General features: G+C 67.5%; 22 protein-coding genes and 2 pseudogenes. 10 read left to right on the forward strand and 14 right to left on the reverse strand.

Translation table 11 applies throughout. The features are described from left to right. The coding region (locus ACWELQ_RS11395; RefSeq protein WP_452396932.1) for a maltokinase N-terminal cap-like domain-containing protein at positions 1-554 on the forward strand (554 nt) is incomplete at its 5' end. Between the two features lie 181 nt (positions 555-735). Further along, positions 736-1,284: a DUF308 domain-containing protein gene (locus ACWELQ_RS11400; protein WP_452396933.1), complete on the forward strand. Its 549-nt coding sequence runs from the start codon at positions 736-738 to the stop codon at positions 1,282-1,284. A 32-nt stretch (positions 1,285-1,316) separates the two neighbouring features. Here ACWELQ_RS11400 and ACWELQ_RS11405 read toward each other — a convergent pair. Further along, positions 1,317-2,207 (reverse strand): annotated as a pseudogene (locus tag ACWELQ_RS11405) (alpha/beta fold hydrolase); the annotation flags it as partial. Then, complete coding sequence (locus ACWELQ_RS11410; RefSeq protein WP_452396934.1) at positions 2,138-3,166, reverse strand: helix-turn-helix domain-containing protein; 1,029 nt, start codon at positions 3,164-3,166, stop codon at positions 2,138-2,140. The pseudogene ACWELQ_RS11405 and the gene ACWELQ_RS11410, both read right to left, overlap by 70 nt. A gap of 483 nt (positions 3,167-3,649) precedes the next feature. Here ACWELQ_RS11410 and ACWELQ_RS11415 point away from each other — a divergent pair. Together ACWELQ_RS11415 and ACWELQ_RS11420 are read left to right on the forward strand one after the other, a co-directional pair. Next, positions 3,650-4,159 (forward strand): annotated as a pseudogene (locus ACWELQ_RS11415) (MMPL family transporter); the annotation flags it as partial. 1 nt (position 4,160) lies between these two features. Beyond that, positions 4,161-5,015 carry a helix-turn-helix transcriptional regulator gene (locus tag ACWELQ_RS11420; protein WP_452396935.1) on the forward strand — a complete coding sequence of 285 codons (855 nt, stop codon included), beginning with the start codon at positions 4,161-4,163 and terminating at the stop codon, positions 5,013-5,015. 1 nt (position 5,016) lies between these two features. Here ACWELQ_RS11420 and ACWELQ_RS11425 read toward each other — a convergent pair whose 3' ends face one another. Then, the gene (locus tag ACWELQ_RS11425) at positions 5,017-5,754 is read right to left on the reverse strand and encodes an alpha/beta fold hydrolase (RefSeq protein ID WP_452396936.1); all 738 of its coding nucleotides are present in this window, start codon (positions 5,752-5,754) and stop codon (positions 5,017-5,019) included. Positions 5,755-5,834: 80 nt separating this feature from the next. On the opposite strand from ACWELQ_RS11425, the gene ACWELQ_RS11430 reads away from it, so the two are divergent. Both ACWELQ_RS11430 and ACWELQ_RS11435 read left to right on the forward strand, forming a co-directional pair. Further along, entirely contained in the window at positions 5,835-6,707 is an 873-nt protein-coding gene (locus tag ACWELQ_RS11430; RefSeq protein ID WP_452396937.1) for an NAD(P)-dependent oxidoreductase, read from the forward strand. A gap of 166 nt (positions 6,708-6,873) precedes the next feature. Next, positions 6,874-8,082, forward strand: a complete 1,209-nt coding sequence (locus tag ACWELQ_RS11435; RefSeq protein WP_452396938.1) for a DUF418 domain-containing protein — start codon at positions 6,874-6,876, stop codon at positions 8,080-8,082. Here the strand turns inward: ACWELQ_RS11435 and ACWELQ_RS11440 are convergent. The 6 genes from ACWELQ_RS11440 to ACWELQ_RS11465 all read right to left on the reverse strand — a co-directional run bounded on the left by ACWELQ_RS11440 (position 8,067) and on the right by ACWELQ_RS11465 (position 12,587). After that, positions 8,067-8,426 (reverse strand): VOC family protein, encoded by a 360-nt coding sequence (locus ACWELQ_RS11440; protein WP_452396939.1) that lies wholly within the window; start codon positions 8,424-8,426, stop codon positions 8,067-8,069. The two genes, ACWELQ_RS11435 and ACWELQ_RS11440, sit on opposite strands and share 16 nt — an antisense overlap. A 21-nt stretch (positions 8,427-8,447) precedes the next feature. After that, on the reverse strand, positions 8,448-8,906 hold the full coding sequence (locus ACWELQ_RS11445) for a GlcG/HbpS family heme-binding protein (protein ID WP_452396940.1): 459 nt from the start codon (positions 8,904-8,906) through the stop codon (positions 8,448-8,450). A gap of 403 nt (positions 8,907-9,309) precedes the next feature. Further along, complete coding sequence (locus ACWELQ_RS11450) at positions 9,310-10,461, reverse strand: epoxide hydrolase family protein (RefSeq protein ID WP_452396941.1); 1,152 nt, start codon at positions 10,459-10,461, stop codon at positions 9,310-9,312. A gap of 141 nt (positions 10,462-10,602) precedes the next feature. Beyond that, entirely contained in the window at positions 10,603-11,796 is a 1,194-nt protein-coding gene (locus ACWELQ_RS11455; protein ID WP_452396942.1) for an RNA polymerase sigma factor, read from the reverse strand. Next, positions 11,793-12,161 carry a YciI family protein gene (locus tag ACWELQ_RS11460; RefSeq protein WP_452396943.1) on the reverse strand — a complete coding sequence of 123 codons (369 nt, stop codon included), beginning with the start codon at positions 12,159-12,161 and terminating at the stop codon, positions 11,793-11,795. Before ACWELQ_RS11460 ends, ACWELQ_RS11455 begins: the two co-directional genes overlap by 4 nt. A 15-nt stretch (positions 12,162-12,176) precedes the next feature. After that, positions 12,177-12,587, reverse strand: coding sequence for a hypothetical protein (locus ACWELQ_RS11465; protein WP_452396944.1), 411 nt, complete (start codon positions 12,585-12,587; stop codon positions 12,177-12,179). 227 nt (positions 12,588-12,814) lie between these two features. Between ACWELQ_RS11465 and ACWELQ_RS11470 the strand changes: the two genes are divergently transcribed. The 3 genes from ACWELQ_RS11470 to ACWELQ_RS11480 all read left to right on the forward strand — a co-directional run bounded on the left by ACWELQ_RS11470 (position 12,815) and on the right by ACWELQ_RS11480 (position 15,183). Further along, a complete protein-coding gene (locus ACWELQ_RS11470) occupies positions 12,815-13,684 on the forward strand; it encodes a helix-turn-helix transcriptional regulator (RefSeq protein WP_452396945.1) in 870 nt (289 codons plus the stop codon). Between the two features lie 26 nt (positions 13,685-13,710). Then, the gene (locus tag ACWELQ_RS11475; RefSeq protein WP_452396946.1) at positions 13,711-14,265 is read left to right on the forward strand and encodes a carboxymuconolactone decarboxylase family protein; all 555 of its coding nucleotides are present in this window, start codon (positions 13,711-13,713) and stop codon (positions 14,263-14,265) included. A gap of 93 nt (positions 14,266-14,358) precedes the next feature. Further along, complete coding sequence (locus ACWELQ_RS11480; protein WP_452396947.1) at positions 14,359-15,183, forward strand: alpha/beta fold hydrolase; 825 nt, start codon at positions 14,359-14,361, stop codon at positions 15,181-15,183. A 6-nt stretch (positions 15,184-15,189) separates the two neighbouring features. Here the strand turns inward: ACWELQ_RS11480 and ACWELQ_RS11485 are convergent, their stop codons facing one another. Next, on the reverse strand, positions 15,190-15,672 hold the full coding sequence (locus ACWELQ_RS11485) for a nitroreductase/quinone reductase family protein (protein ID WP_452396948.1): 483 nt from the start codon (positions 15,670-15,672) through the stop codon (positions 15,190-15,192). 65 nt (positions 15,673-15,737) lie between these two features. Next, positions 15,738-16,061, reverse strand: coding sequence for a hypothetical protein (locus ACWELQ_RS11490; protein ID WP_452396949.1), 324 nt, complete (start codon positions 16,059-16,061; stop codon positions 15,738-15,740). Positions 16,062-16,295: 234 nt separating this feature from the next. Between ACWELQ_RS11490 and ACWELQ_RS11495 the strand changes: the two genes are divergently transcribed. After that, positions 16,296-17,024 (forward strand): VIT1/CCC1 transporter family protein, encoded by a 729-nt coding sequence (locus tag ACWELQ_RS11495; RefSeq protein ID WP_452396950.1) that lies wholly within the window; start codon positions 16,296-16,298, stop codon positions 17,022-17,024. A gap of 22 nt (positions 17,025-17,046) precedes the next feature. Here ACWELQ_RS11495 and ACWELQ_RS11500 read toward each other — a convergent pair whose 3' ends face one another. From ACWELQ_RS11500 to ACWELQ_RS11510, 3 genes are all read right to left on the reverse strand, one after another. Then, complete coding sequence (locus ACWELQ_RS11500) at positions 17,047-17,754, reverse strand: hypothetical protein (RefSeq protein ID WP_452396951.1); 708 nt, start codon at positions 17,752-17,754, stop codon at positions 17,047-17,049. A 24-nt stretch (positions 17,755-17,778) separates the two neighbouring features. After that, a complete protein-coding gene (locus tag ACWELQ_RS11505) occupies positions 17,779-18,489 on the reverse strand; it encodes an SDR family NAD(P)-dependent oxidoreductase (RefSeq protein ID WP_452396952.1) in 711 nt (236 codons plus the stop codon). A 90-nt stretch (positions 18,490-18,579) separates the two neighbouring features. After that, a partial coding sequence (locus ACWELQ_RS11510; protein ID WP_452396953.1) for a PIG-L deacetylase family protein occupies positions 18,580-19,250 on the reverse strand: 671 nt, incomplete at its 5' end.

Here is a 19,250-nt window from a genome sequence, read left to right on the forward strand (position 1 = left end):
ACCTCATCAAGTCGGGCGGGTTCCGTCTCGACGATCCGGCGGGCGAGGTCGGGATCGAACTCATGGTCGTCACCGACACCGCCGGGGGTGATCCCGTCGTGTACCTGGTGCCGATGACCTATCGCGGTACGCCCGTCGAGGGCCTCGACCAGGCGTTGATCGGCACCGCCGAACACGGTGTGCTGGGCCAGCGCTGGTTCTACGACGCCGCCCACGATCCGGTGTTCATCGAGCAGGCCGCGCAGCTGCTCGCGGGTAAGGCCACCCCGCAGGACCAGAACACCAGCGATACCCCGGACCTGACCGTGCACCTGGTGCCGGGCGATATCCTCACGCCCGCAACGGGATTCCGGCCCACCGTGATCGACACCGACGCGCACACCGACATCGCCTTCGATTCCGACCGCTCGGCCAACGCGGGCGCGGAGTTGATCCGCCTACACCGTCGCCTGCACACCGGCCCGGCCCGGGAACGCGACCGCAGTCACGTCGAAGCCCTGTGGTCGGCGGCCGACGGCACCCAGGTGCGCGGCATCTTCCTCAGCGCACCGTAGCCGCCACCGGGGTCACCCGCTGGGAACACGTCCTGGCGCCGATGACGAGATGGCCGCCGCACTCGGCGATGATCGGCATATGACAACGACTCAAGCCTGAGCACGCCCCGGCGACGCGCCGGACGACCCTCGATCAGCCAAACGTCCAGTTACCAGGGCATTCGGCCCATATCATGAAGGAATGCCCGCCAACCGGATCGAGGGGCGAACCGACGTATTCGCCGACTGGGCTTGGCAGTCGCTGGTGGTGACCGGCGGCTGCTCCGTTGTTCTGGGTCTCGTGCTCATCGCCTGGCCCGACAAATCCGAGTCGGTGGCGGGGATCCTCTACGGATTGGCCCTGACCGCCACGGCGGCGGTGCAGCTCATCGTGGCGTTCGGGGCGCACATCGCCACCCCGCTGCGGATGGTCGAGGTCGCGAGCGCGATCCTCGCACTCGCGCTGGCCATCTCGTCGTTCCGCAGCGGGGATTCGGTGGCGTTGCTGTCGCTGTGGGTCGGCATGGGCTGGACCGTGCGCGGCATCGTGGCGGCGATCGTCGCGGTGTGGTCGGAACAGTTCCAGGGCTCGGGCCGGCAGGAGCTCGTCGGGCTCGGCACGATGGTGGCCGGGGTCGCCATCGCGGCGGCCCCGTTCGTGTCCATGACGACGCTGTCGATCACCGTCGGCCTCGCGATCATCGCGCTCGGCGCCTCGGAGATCCTGCTGGGCGCCCGCGTCATTCGATGAAATCGCGCACGAGCTTCACCCAGCTCGTCCGGCTTCTCGAACATCGGCATGTGCCCGCAGTCGAGTTCCTCGTAGGTGGAATCGGGGATGGCGGCGGCCAGTTCGCGCGGATTCTCCACGGAGACAACCGCATCCCGGGTGCAGGCGATCACCAGCGTCGGCGCCTGGATCAGCGGGAGACGGTCCCGTGCGTCCAGACGCTGGACCAACGCCATCTGCCGCAACCGGCCCGGGGTGGGCCGATAGGCCAGGGCCAGCTCCTCCACCGCGGCCCGGTCCAGCGTCGCCAGGTGGGTGCGGCTGAAGGCGACCAGCATGGCGAACCGCGCGAAGGTGTCGGGGGCGTCGGCCAATTGCCGCCAGACGGTCATCACGTTGCGGAAGTATTCGTCGCCCTGACCCGCGACGCCGGTGACCAGCACCAGCCTGCGCGCCAGGTCGGGTCGCAGCGCCGCCAGCGTAGCGACCACGGGCGCGCCCATGGAGTGGCCCACCACGTCCGCCGGTTCGGAACCCACCGCCTCGATCACCGCGGCCACCTGTGCGGCCAGCAGTTCGAGTGTCAGCGCGCCGCCGTCGTCGCGGGCCGCGTCGCTGCCCGAAAGATCCGGCAGCACCACCGTTCTGGTATCGGCGAAGGATCCGGCGATCCCGTCCCAGTTCCGCGACCCGGCGCTGGTGCCGTGCACCAGCACCAGCGGACGTCCGGCACCCTGCACCCGATACGGCACGTGTGCGTTTTCGATCGTGATCTCGTTCATGTCGCTCTCCTGTCTGCTTGCTTCGACGAGATCGACGATGCCAGCGGCGGAGGGCGTTGAGGAGCGGAGAGCGTCCCCTAGGAGCGGCTCTCCTAGCCTGCCCGATCGACGCGGAGCGGGCGGTGACTCTTGCGGAAAGCGTTGGGAGGCAAGTCCTTCCATCGGATGAAGGCACGCCGGAAGGCGCGGGCGTCGGCATAGCCGAGCCGGGCGGCAATGACGTCGACCGGCAGGTCGGTCTCCCGCAGCAGCCGGGTCGCCTGCTCGAGGCGGACGGCGTCGAGCGCGTCGCGCCAGGTGGTGCCACGCTCGTGCAGGCGGCGCTGCAAGGTCCGGGGGCTGATCGACAGCCGCCGGGCGACGTCGTTCAGCTCGAATCCGCCCTTCTGCATCGATCCGTGGATCGCGTTGCGCAGCAGACCGTCCCAATCGCCATGCACCCGGAACGCGGCCAGTTGGAGTTCGGCATGGTGGCGATAGATCCGCGCCAGGTGCGGATCACGGCAGGTCGGCAGGTGGCCGACATCGATGAAGGTGAGCGCCGAACAGGGCGCGCCGAATTCGATGCGCGCGGTGCCGAATTCCTCGGTCAGATCGCGATGGGTCCGGGGCGCGGGCTGGGTGAGCGCGACGCGGACGGGGACGAGGTGCTCCCCGGTCGCCTCGCGCATGCGGCGCAGCACCAGCGCGAGCAGGAACACCTCCAGGGCCGGGATGACCGCGGTGACAACGGAAGACGTGGTGTCGTAGACGGTGAGAATCCCGCCGTCGACGACGGTGGAACTGCCGACCGAGGGAGTCGAGACGACCGATTTCAGCTCGCACATCGTGTGCAGGCTCTCGGCCAGGGTCGATCCGCTCGAGAACAGGTAATCCCATACACCGAGGCGGCCGCGCTCGGCCATCTCGGTCACCAGCCGGCCCGCCGCCGGTCCGTCGGCCGCGTCGAGCAGTTCCCAGATGCGCCAGACCGCTCCGGAGGAGATCCGCAGCGACTGATCTTGGAAAAGACCCGGATCCAATCCCGGGATGGCCCCCAGCTCAACGGGAGACAGACCCGCGCGCAGCGCGGCGGCATGGACCAGTGCGGCCGTGCGCGCGGGAAGAGTGCCTTCGAACATTTGCCGAAGATTACCGGGCCTCGGTCTGAGAGATCTTTGTGGAAGCACTGATGAAGTGGACAGGAATGGCCGGTTTCGGGCCGCTGACGGTGTTCTTCTTCCGATCTTGTCATTAGCGTCAGGAAACATGAAGGGGGACTTGATCTATCGATTCCGCTTCGCCGTTCTCGGCATTGTGGTGGGTGCATTACTCGCGTTGGGCGCCTACGGATTGGGGCTCGACGAACACCTCAGTACGGGAGGTCTGGACGATCCCACCTCGCAGTCGGCGCGGGCGGCGCAGATGAAGGACGCGACCTACGGACGTGACCACCTATCAGATGTTTTGGTGCTCTATACCGCCCCCGAGGGGGCAGCATCGACGACCCCGCATTCAGCCGCAAGATCATCGACAATCTCAACAGCCTGCCCCGCGACCACCCCGACCAGCTCGCCAGAATCAACGGCGCGTACTGGAAGACCGAGACCGGCGAATTCTCCCCGGGTCTGGGCACCTCCGACAAGGCGGTCCGCATCGGGACCGCGCAAACCGGCCGTATCATCACCGCGGCCGCGCTCATCCTGCTCGTCGTCACCGGCGCGTTCGCCTTCTCGGATCTGGTGATGATGAAGTACATCGCCTTCGGACTGGTGTCGGCACTGTTCATCGACGCGACCGTGCTGCGCATGCTCCTGGTGCCCGCCACCATGAAGCTGCTGGGCGACGACTGCTGGTGGGCACCGGCCTGGTTGAAGCGGATCCAACGCCGGATCGGTCTGGGCGAGCCGATTCTCGACGATGAACTCCCTGGCGGCGGCGACATGCCCGACCTGGTGGAATCCACTCCGGTCACCGACCCGATCACCGAGCAGATCGCGCTGCTGCCCGACGGAACACCCGCCGTAGCACCACGATCCGCCCGCAGGGTCCGCCGCCCGAGGCGCATCAACAGCGACGCACCGACGGTCCGCCTCGGCGACGCTGTGAAAGAAGTTGCGGGTAAAGATGGTTGACATGCCCATGGATCGGGAGAAGCTGGCGGACTTCCTGCGGCGTTCCCGGGAGCGGATCGCGCCCGGAGACGTGGGGCTGGACGCGGGGCCGCGGCGGCGCACACCGGGCCTGCGACGGGAAGAGCTGGCGCAGCTGGCCGGGGTGTCCGCCGACTATGTGATGCGGATCGAGCAGGCGAGGGGTTCACAGCCCTCTACCCAGATTCTGGGCGCGCTCGCCCGGACGCTGCGGTTGAGCGCGGACGAGCGCGATCACCTGTATCTGCTGGCGGGACATCGGCCGCCGGAAGGACCACGCGCAGGGGAGGAGATCCGCCCGGCGCTGCGATATCTGCTGGATCGGCTGGCGGACACTCCGGCTCAGCTGCTGACCGATCTCGGCGATCTGTTGGCCCAGAACGCGTTGGCCGAGCAGCTGTTCGGATGTGTGTGCGAGCTGAGCGAACGCGACCGCAATATCGTGTGGCGGTGGTTCACCATGCCGTCCGTGCGAGCGGCCTACCCCGCCGAGGAACACGACGATCTCAGCCGGGAACGGGTCGCGGACCTGCGCGCGGCGGTCACTCGCCGCGGCTACGACCGGGCGTCGACCGCGCTCGTCGACGAACTCACGGCGGCCAGCCCGGAATTCGCCGATCTGTGGGCGCGGCACGAGGTCGCGGTGCGGCGCAGCAGCCGCCTGCGCATCGTGCACCCGATCGTCGGGCCGATCGAATTCGACTTCGAGATGCTGCGGACCGACAGCGAGGATCAGCGGCTGCGCCTGTTCCTGCCGCCGACGGACGCGGCCGGTGCCGGCGCGCTCGCACGCCTGCGGGCACTCCAACCCGGCTCCGCCCACGCCGGGCACCGGTGAATCACGGTGCGGGCGTGAGCCATTCGTCGACGTTGTCGCAGACCCAGGCGGCATCGTCGAGGGGCAGATCGTGCCCGGCCGCCTCGTGCAGACGCAGCGGGGCGCAGTAGCGTTCGGCCAGGCGCTCCGACATCTGATACGGAGCCAGCCGGTCGGCCCGGGAAGCCAGGATCAACAGCGGGATCGGGATCTGCCGGGGGAGACGGAAAGTCGCGGCGGCCATGAGCTGACCGAGAATGCTGGCGGGCAAAGGCCGGGCGTCGGCCTGGTATTGCGCCCAGGTCCGGGCGAGTGAATCCAGGTCCAGGGCCGGACTGTTGGCGGTGAGGCCCAGCACCGCGGACTCGTGCGCCAGATCCGTGCGCAACGCGCGGCCCGCGAACACGGGCACGACGCCCCAATTGAATTCGCGGAGGCGGAAAAGGGCGGGGCCGCTGGTGTTCACGACTACGCAGCGTTCGAAATCGCGGGGGTAGCGGGCGCACCAGTTCATCGCCATCATGCCGCCGAGGGAAATGCCCAGCACCGACCATCGCTCGCCGCCGCCGTCGAAACGCGCGCGGATATCGTCCACGATCTCGGGGATCGAGCGCGGTGAGGGCCGGGCGTGCTCGGTGCCGAATCCCGGTGGGTCGATGGTCTCCACCCGAGTGCCGAGCGCCTCCGACAACTGCCGCGGAAACTCACCCCAGTGCCGCTGATCGCGGGTGAGCCCGCGCAGCAGTAGCCAATTCGTCATCCCGATCCCCAATGCTCGATTCCGGAGCCTATCGGGAAACTCGTTGTCCGGGGCCGGACCGGTCTCGGTAGGGTGCGGGCGTGGCGAGGATTGCGTTTCTGGGTTTGGGCCGAATGGGTGCGGGCATGGCGGCGCGGGTGGTCGCGGCCGGGCACGAGGTGCGGGTGTTCAACCGGTCTCCGGGAAAGGCGGCCGAATTGGTTTCGGCGGGAGCGACTTTCGCCCCGACACCGCGCGACGCGACACAGGGGGCGGATGCGATCTTCGCGATGGTGGCAGATGACGAGGCCTCGCGGGCGGCCTGGCTGGGCGTGGACGGCGCGCTGGCGGGGGAGTACGCGGCGGGCGCGTTCGCGGTGGAGTTCTCCACCCTGTCCCGGCCGTGGGTGCTGGAGCTGGCGGAACAGGCTTCGGCGCAAGGACTCCGGTATCTCGATTCGCCGGTCACCGGGCTGCCCAACGCGGCCGCGGCAGGACAGCTGATCCTGTTCGTCGGCGCCGACCCCACCGATCTGGCCGCGGCCCGCCCGCTGCTGACACCGCTGTGCGTCGATATCGTGCACTTCGGCGCGGTCGGCGCGGGCACCAGCTACAAGCTCGTCCAAAACCTGCTGGGCTCCATCCAGATCGCGGCCACCGCCGAGGCGCTGCGCACCGCCGAACTGGCCGGACTGGACTCGGCCACCGTGGCCGCCACCCTGTCGCGCAGCGGCGCGGCGAGCCCGACGGTGATCCGCATGTGCGCCGAAATGCTCGCGGGCGCCCACGATCGCGACATCGCGTTCACGGGCACGCTGCGGTTGAAAGACACCCGCATCGGCGTCGCCCTGTCCGACGCGGTGGGCAGCCCCGCCGCGCTGGGGCACACCGCGCAGGACATTTTCGAACGGCTGGTCGCGACCGGTTACGGCGAACTGAACGAGACGAAGGTCATCGACCTGCTGCGAGAGTGAGCGCGAATCATGACCGGGCGATGCCGCGCGGGATGCCGAACTAGACGGGAACGTTCGCGTGACCCGCGGGGATGACGGTGGGGCGGTGTCAATACCGCTGAGGTCGCACGGGAATCAGGGTCGGCGATGGATGTGCCGGGGGACGGACCGCACCTAGCGTGAGGGTATGTCCGAGCAGGTCGAAACGCAGGTGTCCGGGGTGGTGCGGGATCGGCGGATCGGGGTGGTCGACAGTCTGCGAGGGTTCGCGCTGTTCGGGATCGTGGTCACCAATACCGCGGTGGCGACGATGCTGTGGTCGTCACCGGGCGTGGGGGACGAGTTGCGGCCGATCTTCGACAGCACCGCGGATCGATTCGTGTACGCGTTGGTCGACGGGTTCTTCCTGGGGAAGTTCTATCTGCTGTTCGCGTTCCTGTTCGGCTACTCGTTCACCTTGCAGATCGCGGCCGCGCAGCGGGCGGGCACCGCGCCCGTGCCGCGGCTGCTGCGCCGCTGCCTCGCGTTGTTCGTCATCGGGTTGGCGCATGTGCTGCTGCTGTGGTTGGGCGACATTCTCACCCTCTACGCCGGACTGTGCCTGATTCTGGTGCTGATGCGTGGGATTCGCCCACGCACCGCCCTCATCACCGGGCTGGTTCTGTACGTCGGGTTCGCGTCATTGGCGTTCGTACCGGGCAATGGCGGGATGTCGGGGCTCGGGCAGATCTTCGATTTGCAGCGCATGCATGATGGCTTCACGGGCAATTTCGTTGACACGTTGTCCGCTCAGCTCACTTTCGGGCCGAGGTTCATGCTGTTCACCTGGCTGGGTCAGGGCATACCGGCGCTGGGCATGTTCCTGGTCGGGCTCGCGGCGGGCAAGCGGCGGATTTTCGAGGACGCGGAATGGATGAGCCGTTGGCTGCCGCGCGGGCTGGCCGTCGGTTTCGGTGTGGGACTGCCTGTTTCCGCGATCAGCGTGATCGTGCAGTCGGTGCACGGATCGATGCCGGCGTACTGGTACGGCGTGCAGGAACTCGTGAATCCCTTGCTGACGATCGGTTATGTGGCGGGCATCGTCTGGCTGACGCGGTATCGCTGGGCGGGCCCGGTGGTCTGGCTCGCCCCCGCGGGCCGCATGGCGGCGTCCAACTACATCGGTCAGTCGGTGATCATGATGCTGATCTACACCGGATACGGCCTGGCACTGGCCGATCGAATACCACCCGCGGGAGTCGTCGGGCTCGCGGTGGCAACCTACCTGGCGCAGTTGCAAATCAGCGCCTGGTGGTTGCGGCGGCATCCCTACGGTCCGGTGGAGTGGTTGTTGCGCGCCGCCACCTATCGCTCGGTGCCCGCCTGGCGGACGGTCTCGGCTCAGGGCAGGTCGTAGGCCGTGGGATGCCGGGGCTGATACAGCCCGATCTCCCCGGCCCCCGGCACCCGCAACTTGGTGAGCAGCCCCCATCCGGCATTGCTGACCTCGGCGGTGAATTCGACCCCCTTGGACCGCAATTCGTCCACGGTGGCGGCCAGGTCGTCGCACATGAGATACAGCTCGGCCCGCCCGCTGTCGGCGGCCTCGGCCGGATGCACCGCGATCTCGGCGGGCGGCGACTTGAAGATCAGCCACCCGTCGTGCGCGTCCACATGCGCCAGCCCGAGCACGTCCCGGAAGAAGGCCCGGGCCGCGTCGGGATCCTCGGCATACAGCACGGTGTGCGCGCCAGTGATCATGCCCCCGACGCTACCGCGAACTCACAGTGCCGCAACGCAGGCGCGAGCCACCTCCACATCCTGCTCGGCAGTCCCACCGGACACACCGACCGCCCCGATCACCCGCCCCTCGTCATCGGCGATCGGCAGCCCACCCCCGAACGAGATCAGCCCGCCATTACTCCACTCGATCCCATAGATCGGCCCATCCGGCCGGGACATCTGCCCGAGCGTCGCGGTGGGAATATGAAAAAGAATGGCGGTCTTCGCCTTCCGCTGCGCCAGATCGATGCACCCGAGCAGCGCGTCCTCCCGCCTACTGAAGTGCAGCAGATGCCCAGCCCGATCGACGACGGCGATATTCATCGCGACGTTGATACCGTCTGCAGCCTTGTGCCCGGCGACGGCGAGACGGGCGGCGATATCCATGGAAAGCATTGTCATGCCATCGACATTCGTCGCCGCGACCACCATGAACCAGGAGACGTTGTGCCGGGACACGGCGTTCCTGGGGACGGCACCCCCAGTAACCGAATCGATCGCTCATCGACGCCAGTGTCGGTGGCGACAAACAGGTTTGCGATCGGGCCCGGGTGGAACATCTAGCGAGTAGATGACATCGCGTGCCGATGCTTTTCCGCGGCCGGTCTCAGTGTGGTGCGCGCCCGTTGCAAGCGAACCAGTGAGACGCCCATGCCGTTCATCGTGGGGCTCGGACATCCGGCACCGGTATCGACGCGCTACGCGGTCGGCCACCCGCCGCCGGGGCGTTCCACGGAGCCCGAAGTTCTTGGTGATACACGTCGGCGCAGGACGTGGAAATGGCTGCGCACCTTCCTGCCCACCGCATGAGTGGGACTGGCACCCCGGGATCGTCGGGGGTGCCAGTCCGGTGTAGTCGGAGTCAGTTGCGGAGTTGTCGGAAGAAGGCGCGGATGTCGTCGACGAACAGGTCGGTGACTTCGAAGGCGGGGAAGTGCCCGCCCTCGGCGTGCTCGCTGAAGAAGGCGACGCTGTCGCCCGCGCCGAGGGCCTTGCGCACGAGGGGGTCGCTGTAGAACAAGGACTGACCCTGCGGCACCGGTGAGGTGATACTCCAGCCGGTGCTTTCGGTGTGTGCGATTTCCCAGTAGAAGTCGGCCGCGGCCGGGCCGGTGCGGGTGAACCAGTACAGGCTGGCGGTGATGAGGACGTTGTCGCGGCTGATCGGGGTGGCGGGGTTGGCCCATTCGACGAATTTCTCGGCGATCCAAGCCAATTGCAGGATCGGTGAATCGGCCAATCCTGCGGAGACGGCGTTGGGCTCGCTGGATTGCAGCACGCGATAGCCCTTCATCTGCGCCCAGCTGCGTTGCGCCGCCTCCAATTGCTTGCGCTCATCGGCGTCGAGGCCCTCGGGGACCGGGAAGTCCTCCCCGACCATGCCGAGCTGGAGCCCGTCACCGTGGGTGTGGGCACCGATCACCCGCTCGGGCAGCAGGGCCGCGACCCGCCCGGTGACGCCCGCACCGATGTCTCCGCCCTCGACACCGAATCGGTCGTAGCCGAGGCGGGTCATCAGTTCCCCGAACGCCAAGGCGGTCCGGTCGAGGTTCCAGCCTCGCGCCGAGAGTGGGCTCGAGAACACGAACCCGGGCAGGGAGGGAATGACGACGTGGAACGCGTCGGCCGGGTCACCACCGTGAGCACGCGGATCGGTCAAAGGCCCGCTCGCCGCCAGGAACTCTACGAACGAAGTCGGGTAGCTGTGGTTGAGCAACAGCGGTGTCGCGTCCGGCTCAGGCGAGCGCAAATGCAGGAAGTGAATAGTCTGCCCGTCGATCTCAGTCACGAAATGCGGCAACTCGTTCAGCTTCGATTCGTGGGCGCGCCAGTCGAACTCGTCCGCCCAGTAGGCAGCAAGTTCGGCCAGATAATCCGGCGCAATGCCGTGATCCCACCGAGAGTCGCTGCCCGGCACCGGATGTGGCGACCGCGTGTGGGCGAGGCGGTAACGCAGATCATCGAGCTCGACCTGCGGAATGTCGATCCTGAAGGGAATGATGTCAGCGTTCATGAATAGCAATCTATGGATAATCTAGGCCAGCATCCGTCCTATTTGACCCGCCGCACGAATGTGTCGCGCGACACCCGCCGGTCGATCAATATCCGACCGCGGCTGAGAACTGCTCGGGTCGAGGTATACAGATCCAGTCGGTCATGATTCGAGCCGCGCTGCCTTCGTGACGAGATAGCGCCGCTCGGGTTCGCTCAGTGTCCTGCGTGCTGCCGACCGGTACTGCTCGGCGGCCAGTTCCAGATCGCCTGCGAGTTCCGCGAGATGCGCTTCGACCGCGGCGAAACGATGATGCTCGGCAAGGATCCGGTCGGTCCGCAGTTGCTCGAGCAACGCGAGCCCGGCGGGCACGCCACGTGCCATCGCCAGGGCGACAACACGATTCAGCGTCACCATCGGATTGTCCGACATCTGGTCGAGCAAGGTGTAGAGCGCGAGAATCTGCTCCCAGTCGGTCGCGTCCGGTGTCGGCGCCTCGTCGTGGACTGCCGCGATCGCTGCCTGAATCTGGTAGGGACCGGGCTTGTTTCGTGACATCGCGGCGGTTACCAGCGCGGCTCCTTCGGCGATCTGCGCGCGGTCCCACAACGTCCGGTCCTGCTCGGCCATCGGAATCAGGATGTCACCCGGCCCGGTCCGTGCGGCACGGCGGGCGTCGGTCAGCAGCATCAGCGCGAGCAGGCCGGCGACTTCGCCGTCGTCGGGCAGGCTGCGGTGCAGCATCCGGGCGAGTCTGATGGCCTCGGTCGACAATTCGACCCGCGCGAGCACCGGCCCCGAGGTGCTCGTGTAGCCCTCGTTGAAGATCAGGTACAGCACCTGCAGCACGGCGTCGAGACGTTCGGCGTGCTCGGCCGGCATCGCGAACGGCACGCCGGACTGCTTGATCGTCTTCTTGGCGCGGCTGATCCGCTGCCCCATCGTCGCTTCGGGCGCGAACAGCGCGCGGGCGATCTCTCCGGTCGTGAGGCCGCCGACCGCGCGCAGGGTGAGCGCGATCTGACCGGTGCGCGGCAACGCGGGATGGCAGCACATGAACAGCAGGATCAACGAATCGTCCTGTGCCGAAACGGGTCCGGACGGTGCGACCGGCACTTCCTCCCGCTCACGGCGGGCCTGCTCGCTGCGCAGCAGGTCGATCAATTTCCGCGAGGCCACCCGGATCAGCCAGGTGCGTGGTTCGTCCGGCAACGGGGGCCACTGTGTCGTCGCCGCGAGCAATGCCTCCTGTACCGCGTCCTCGGCAAGGTCGAAGTGCCCGTACCGCCGGACGAGCGCACCGAGGACCTGCGGCGCCAGGTCGCGCAGCAGGTCCTCGATCTCGCGAGCGATCACAGATCGGCCGGCGGTCCGTCGGGCAGCGGCCGGACCTCGACCGTGTCGCCGATGTTGTCGGCGACACGTGCGGCGATTGCCATCGCGCGGTCGTGAGAGTCGACGTCGACGACCGAGAAGCTCGCAAGCACCTCCTTCACCTCGGCGTACGGTCCGTCGCTGGCGACCGGACCCGACGCCGACTTCCGCACGGTCCGGGTCAGCGACGGATCGGCGAGCCCCATCGTCGTGACCAACTCGCCGGACTCGGTCAGCTCGGCACCGAGCTCCTCGTAGAACTTGCACATCGCGGCGAACTCGGGACTCGAGTAGTCGACCGACGCCCAGTCCGCCGTGTTGGTGTAGGCCAGCAGGATGTACTTCACGGCTCCATCCTCCCGCTATTCACCGACGCGCGTCATCGTCGCCTCGTAACCGCCACCGGGCCACACCCACGCGCCGGACATCACGTTGCCGTCGGCACTGAACGTGGTCCGGCAGTACGCCGGCGAGCCCTTACGGCCACCCCAGATCGTCAGCACGTCGCCGTCGAGTTCGTACTCGTAGTCGAGCGTTTCGCCGTCGCTCGAGTAGAAGCGTGACGTGACCGCCTCACTCACCTCACCGCCGAACGGCCGCTCATGGCCGATGACCTCGAGCCCAGAGACGTGGTGCCCATCGTGATTCATGTCCACCCGCTGGGACAAGAAGGCGCGGCCCTCCAGCCACGCGTAGGTCGTAGTGCCATCGGCGCCGCCGGACACCCGCCAGGTGCCGACAAGACGGTCGAGGTCGGAGATCGAGGTACTCATGACGAGAGTTCCTTTCGGTTGCTGGTCCCTTCGCCGGTACCACGGAGCCAGCGGACGCTCTTCGACATCCCTGGACATATTTGGAGGGCGCGGAGGTACCGGGTGGCTCGGTGCAGCAACTCGAGGTGATCGCCGCGACTTCGGGAAAGACCTACCTCGTTGCTCAGTGCGTGGGTGGGGATCGCGGCCCCAGGAACGGGGTGGTTGGGGGTGTCAGACTGGGGTGTGTGAGTGAGCTCGGGGAATTTTTGAAGGCCAGGCGGGCGGCGGTGTCGCCGGGGGAGGTTGGGTTGCCTGCGGTGGGGAATCCGCGGCGGGTGGTGGGGCTGCGGCGGGAGGAGGTGGCGTTGCTGGCTTCGGTGAGTGTTGATCATTACACGCGGTTGGAGCAGGGGCGGGTGGTGGCGGCTTCGGAGAACCTGCTGGCGGGGCTTGCGCGGGCGTTGCGGTTGACGCCGGAGGAGCATGAGTATCTTCGGATGCTGGTGCAGGCCCGGCCTCGACGTGGGCGGGCTGCTGAGCCGGAAGTTGTGGCGCCGGTGCGGGATCTGCTCGCCGCGCTTTCCACTCCGGCGCTGGTGCTGGGGCCGTGCACCGACATTCTGGCGCGGAACGCGGAGGCGGCCGCGTTGTTCCTGGACTTCGCCGAGATCCCGTTGGCGGACCGGGCGCTGGTCCGAATGGTGTTCCTGGAGCCCAGGTTTCGTGGCCTGTTCGTGAACTGGGAGCAGGTGGCGGCCGAAGCGGTGGATCGGTTACGGATGGTCGCCGCGCGCACACCTGGGGATGCCCGGCTGACCCGCTTGGTCGGCGAGCTGTCGGTGCACGACGCCGACTTCCGGGATTGGTGGGCGGGGCACGGGGTGCGGACCTTGGCTGGTGGCCGCAAGCACCTGCGCCACCCGGTGGTTGGTGACCTGGAGCTCGATTGGCAAGTCCTGCAAGTCCTCACCGCGCAGGGTCAGACGTTGGTGACCTATACCGCGCCCGAAGGTTCGCCCAGTCACGAAGCACTGCGCATCCTGTGCTCGTGGAATGCCGAGAATCGGGAAATCTCTACTACGCAGCGTCGTTTTGGGCCTACGATGAATCCCTGAGGGCATCGGCGAAGGGGATACGGCGCATGCGAGCGTTCACGCGAATCTGGAACTATCTGAGGGTATTCGGGCGCGCACGCCGGAATCAGGCCGATCTGGTCGGGTGGCTCGTCCGGCGGCCGTTGCTGTTGCTGAGCACCGCGTTCTACGAGTCCATGCTGCTGTTCTCGAACCGGGTCGATCCCAGGCTGAAAGAACTGGCGGAGTTGAAGACCGCGGCCCTGGTCAACTGCGAATTCTGCCTCGATATCGGGTCGGCGCTGGCGCACCACGGCGGGTTGACCGAGGCGCAGATCCGGGATCTGCCGAAGTATCGCGAAAGCGACGCCTACAGCGAACTCGAGAAACTCGTGCTCGCCTACGCCGAGGCCGTCACGGTCACGCCGACCTCGTTGGATCTCGAGGAGTTGCGCGCCGAGCTACTGACCCACCTGAGCAAGGCGCAGCTCGCGGAACTGGCCGCCGCCATCGCCTGGGAGAACCAACGCTCGCGGGTCAACCAGGCGCTGGGGGTGCGGCCGACGGGAATGGCCGACGGAATGACCTGCGCGCTGCCGGAACCGCGTCGAGCCGCTGAATAAAGTCTGACGGCATTTCCGTTCCCGCCGCGATGAATTCGGGTCGGTCGTACGGTCATAAGAGGTGTCCGTGTCGCATATCAGCTTGGAGCAACCATGACCTCGACCGCACCCGTCACCTCCGGAACCGTCGCGGTGCCGGACGGCACCATCTACTACGAGGTCCGCGGCAGCGGCCCGCTCATCGCCCTGATCGGCGCCCCGATGGATTCCGGTCCGTTCACCCCGCTGGCCGAACTGCTCGCCACCGAGTACACCGTGCTGAGCAGTGATCCGCGCGGCCACGGCAAGAGCGTCCTGAACAACACCGACGAGGATTCGACGCCCGAATTGCGCGCCGACGACCTGGCCCGGGTGCTCACCCACATCGGCCAGGGCCCGGCCATCGTGCTGGGTTCCAGCGGTGGCGCGATCACCGGTCTCGCCCTGGCCATCGCCCGACCCGAATTGGTCTCGACGCTGATCGCGCACGAACCGCCGCTGCGTGAACTGCTCGACAATCGCGACGAACTCCGCGCTCAGACCCAGGAGGTCATCGACGTCTACAACACCGGCGACACGCTGGGCGCGGTCCGCAAGTTCTTCGCCATGACCGGCCTTTCCATGCCGGAGGAAGTACTGCAGCAGATGTTCGGCGGCGAACGCGACCCGCAGTCCATCGCTTCCGACGACTTCTTCTATCGCCACGAACTGCACACCACCTCGGGCTGGGAACCCTCCCTGGATGCCCTCCGTGCCACCCCGACCACGATCGTCATCGGAATCGGCGACGAGTCGGCCGACAAATTCTGCGATCACACCTCCCGCGCCCTGGGCCGCGAACTCGGTATCGAGCCCACGCTGTTCCCCGGCGGCCACGGCGGTTTCATGGAGCAGCCCGACGCCTTCGCCAAGCGTCTGCGCGAGGTCCTGGAATCCTGATCCGGGTCAGGCGCCGGATGTGCTGAGCTGGAAGGGATGCCACGTCTCCCCGAGAACACGAATACTGTTCTCGTCCAGGTCTTCCGGCGCCTCGCCCAGCCGTGATCTCAGTACCGAGCGGGCGCGCCGGGCGAAGATCGGGTCGTGAAACAGCGTGGTGAGGAATCGGGTCTTCTCCTCACCGACAAGCTCTCTCGCCTCGACATGCTCGGCGCGGCCGCGGTACAGCAGCCGGGCCTTGCCGCTGGCGCGGAGGTTGCGCGCCCAGGCGGTATCGCCCTGCATGGTCATCACGTAGCGCTCCCCGTCGATGACGGCGACCCGGACCGGCACCTCGTAGGTGCGACCGGAGACGCGGCCGTCGACCTGCAAGGTTCTGAGCAGGTCGGCCTCGCTGCCGCCCACACCGACCCCGGCCCGGACCAGCAGACGAATGACGGGATTCACGTAGCGGTAGAAGGCCGCTCGACCGGATGAGGGTGCGGACATCGGTGCGTCTCCCTTGCGCTAGCGAAATCGCCTTCCACGATTGTGCGTGCCGCGCGGCCCGCGCACTACTCGGTCGGCGGAATCACCCAGCGGGCGTAGGTGTTTTCGGGGCTGACGGTAATGATGTCGGCGATCTCGACGAGATCGTCCGGGATGCGGCCGCCGAGATGGGCGAGGCTGGGGACGATGACCGCGTCGGCGGCGAGGCGCGAGAGGGTGGTGCGCACCCGCAACATCGGCCGGTCGGTCTCGGGACCGAAGATGAGGGTCTTGCACAGGTCGTAGCCGAGGCGGCGGGCCAGATGCTGAATCTGCGCCTCGTCCCACTGCTGTTGCGCCCCCGACACATCGTGCCGGAGAAATCCGATCGCTGCCGGTTGTGGCCGCATCTCGCCGCTCTCTTGACTGATCCGCTTCGCGCCGAGGACAACGCTACGGCGAACTTCCCGCGCGCATGGGCTGATCCGCCGAGAAACTCCTTGTCGCAAACGTGTCGCGATCCCCGTGTCCCACGTCACGACCTGGCCATCGACCCGAAAATGATTGGTATGCAATGCATTACCTAAATACGGTGAGCCTTTCTTTGCTGGCGGGAAATCGTGTGAAGCATTACCGTTCCCCTGGTGAGGGACGATTTCGAGGGGTCGGTGGCCATCGCGCATCCGGCCGAGCCGCATGCGGTGGGATTGGCGACGCGGTTGAACTGGCTGCGCGCCGGCGTATTGGGAGCGAACGACGGAATCGTCTCGGTGGCGGGCATCGTGGTGGGCGTGGCGGCGGCCACCAGCAATAGCACCGCGATCATGACCGCGGGCGTGGCCGGCCTGGCTGCCGGTGCGGTGTCGATGGCTCTCGGCGAATACGTGTCGGTGAGCACACAGCGCGACAGCGAACGCGCGCTGCTGGAGACCGAGCGTCGTGAGCTGGCCGAGCAGCCCGAGGCCGAATTGGCCGAACTGGCCGCCATCTACCGCGCGAAGGGCTTGTCGGCGGCGACCGCGCAGGCCGTCGCGGAGGAGCTCACCGCCCGGGACGCGTTCACCGCGCACGCGGAGGCCGAGCTGGGTATCGACCCGGACGAGCTCACCAATCCGGTGCATGCCGCGTTCTCGTCGGCGCTGTCGTTCACTCTCGGCGCGCTGCTGCCGTTGCTGGCAATCCTGACGCCGCAGGCGATTCGGGTGCCGGTGACGATGGCCGCGGTGCTCGCGGCGCTGGCGATCACGGGCGCGGTCGGCGCGCATCTGGGTCAGGCCCCGGTGGGCCGGGCGACCGTGCGGGTACTGGCGGGTGGCGCACTGGCGATGATCACGACCTATGTGATCGGGCATCTGGTCGGCGTCGCGATCTGAACCCGCTGTCGGGGAACGATTCTCAGCCGATCGGCGTGGGGGAGTCGCCCGCGAGCAGTAGCTGTGGCACCTGCGTGAAATTCCATCCCGCACCGCTGCGGGTGAAGACGTAGACGACGTCGAAGCGGTCGTCGGGCCAGGACTTCGGCGGCGTCGGGCTCACGGCCCCGATCTGGGCGATGATGGCTCCGATGTTCTCGTGCTGCCAGCTGATCAGGACCGGCCCTGCCGCGCCCGCGAGGGCGGCGACCAGTTGCGGCTCCTGCCCTTTCGGCAAGCGGCTGTCGATCGTCAGGTTCAGTGCGGCCGCCAGCGGCGTCACTGTCTGACCGGGGCGCTTGCTGCCGTGACCGCCCGGATCGGACGCGAAAATTGTTGCGGGCCTGGCCAGTCCGGGGCGCAGCGGGGCGGGTTTGCCGTCGGAGCCGCGCGGGTCGAACAGTTCGACCAGCGCGCCCGCGCGTGTCCAGCCCCGGACGGTCAGCGATTCCTCGTCTCGTTCGCCGTCCTCGGTGATGCCGTAGGGCTTGCCGGAGCCGGTGGGCTTCTCGGCGTGCCGGATGATCATCACGGTGTCCGGCAGCGGCCCACCGGCGGGTGGCGGCACGGCCGGGGTGGTGGTCGGCTTGTCGTGCTTCTTCTTACCGCCGCCGCACGCGGTCAGCGCGGCACTCAGCGCGACCGCCGAACCCAGCCCCAGCAGTGATCGTCGTCCCAGCTCTGCATCCACAAGAGTCGAACATACGGGAGTCGATCACCAGGGCAGCGGACCGTTGATGTCGAAGTACCCGCCGGTCGGTCCGTCCGCGCCGATCTGCGCCATCCGGACGATGATCTCCGCGGCCTCCTCCACGGTCTGGTGGCCATTGTTCAGGTTCAGGTCGGTCTTGGTGTAGCCGGGCTCGACCGAGTTGATCCGCAGCTTCGGGAATGCCTTGGCGTACTGGATGGTCAGCGCGTTGACGACGGTCTTCGACGCCGGATAGGCGATGCCCGGATAGCGGTATGCGGAGGTGCCGGGCTCCGCGGTCAGCGTCAGCGACGCCAGTCCACTGCTCACGTTCACGACCACCGGGACGGGCGCTTCCTGCAGCAGCGGCAGGAAGGCGTGCAATACCCGCACCGTGCCGAAGACATTGGTCTCGAACGTATTTCGCATGATGTCCGCGGTGAGATCGGCCGCGCCGATCACCGTGGCGTCCGCGCTCATCTCGGCCTGGATGCCCGCATTGTTGATCAGCACATCCAGCCCGCCCTCGGCGCGGATCCGCTGCGCCGCGGCCTCGACCGAGGCGTCATCTTCGATATCGATCTGAATTGCCTTCGCGCCCAGCTCCGCTGCCGCCTTCTCGCCGCGCTCGGCGTCGCGGCTCCCGAGGTAGACGGTGTGGCCCGCCTGCAACAATCGCCGTGCGGTCTCGAAGCCGATGCCCTTGTTGGCCCCCGTGATCAGGATTCTGCTCATGGGACCAACGTATGTTTTGGAGTGCGCTCCAGGTCAAGCCCCGTCAGCCGGGGGCTTCCGAGGCGGTGAGCGCGCGGCGGTGCCCGGACCTCAAACTACTCCGAGGTCCTGGAGGGGACCCGAGTCCGCACGGCGCACACCTTCCTCGGCAAACCACTCCCACCTGAACAGCCGCGCCTGAATCGGGGTCGGTACGCGGCGCAGGGCGCGGGCGATCCGGGCGAAACGGCTGCGGCCTTCGAGGATCGATCGGTGCTCGGCGAGCGCGCTCATGCGTTGCGCGGCAAAGGCTCCGACGTCGATACGGTGCGTGATGTCGGCGCGCGCGGTGTAGCCGTCGCGAATCGCGGCGGCGTCGTAGCCGAGCAAGCGGGCCGGGATGGTGAGTCCTCGGAACAGCTCTCGCGGCATGGTCGCATTCAGGACCCGGGGGACACCCGCGGCCTTCGCGGCCAGCAGGCCCACCTCGTGGACTCGAACGTGATCGCGATGGCCGTAGCCGCCGTTGCGGTCGTAGCTCAGCAGCACGTCCGGGCGTTCCTCCCGCAGGATCGCGGCGAGTCGATCCGCCGCCTCGACGGGATCCGCCCTGACGAACCGGGTTCGTCCGGGCGGATCCGGGTACAGGATCGGGCCGTGACCGCTGTCGGCGTAGCCGAGGTGCTCGACCCTGGCTACGCCGAGAACAGCCGCGCTGGAACGCAATTCGCGTAACCGCGGCGCTTCCGCGTCAGCGAAAGGTTCCATGTGCCCGTCGCAGG

The organism is Nocardia sp. NPDC004722, from assembly GCF_053601505.1.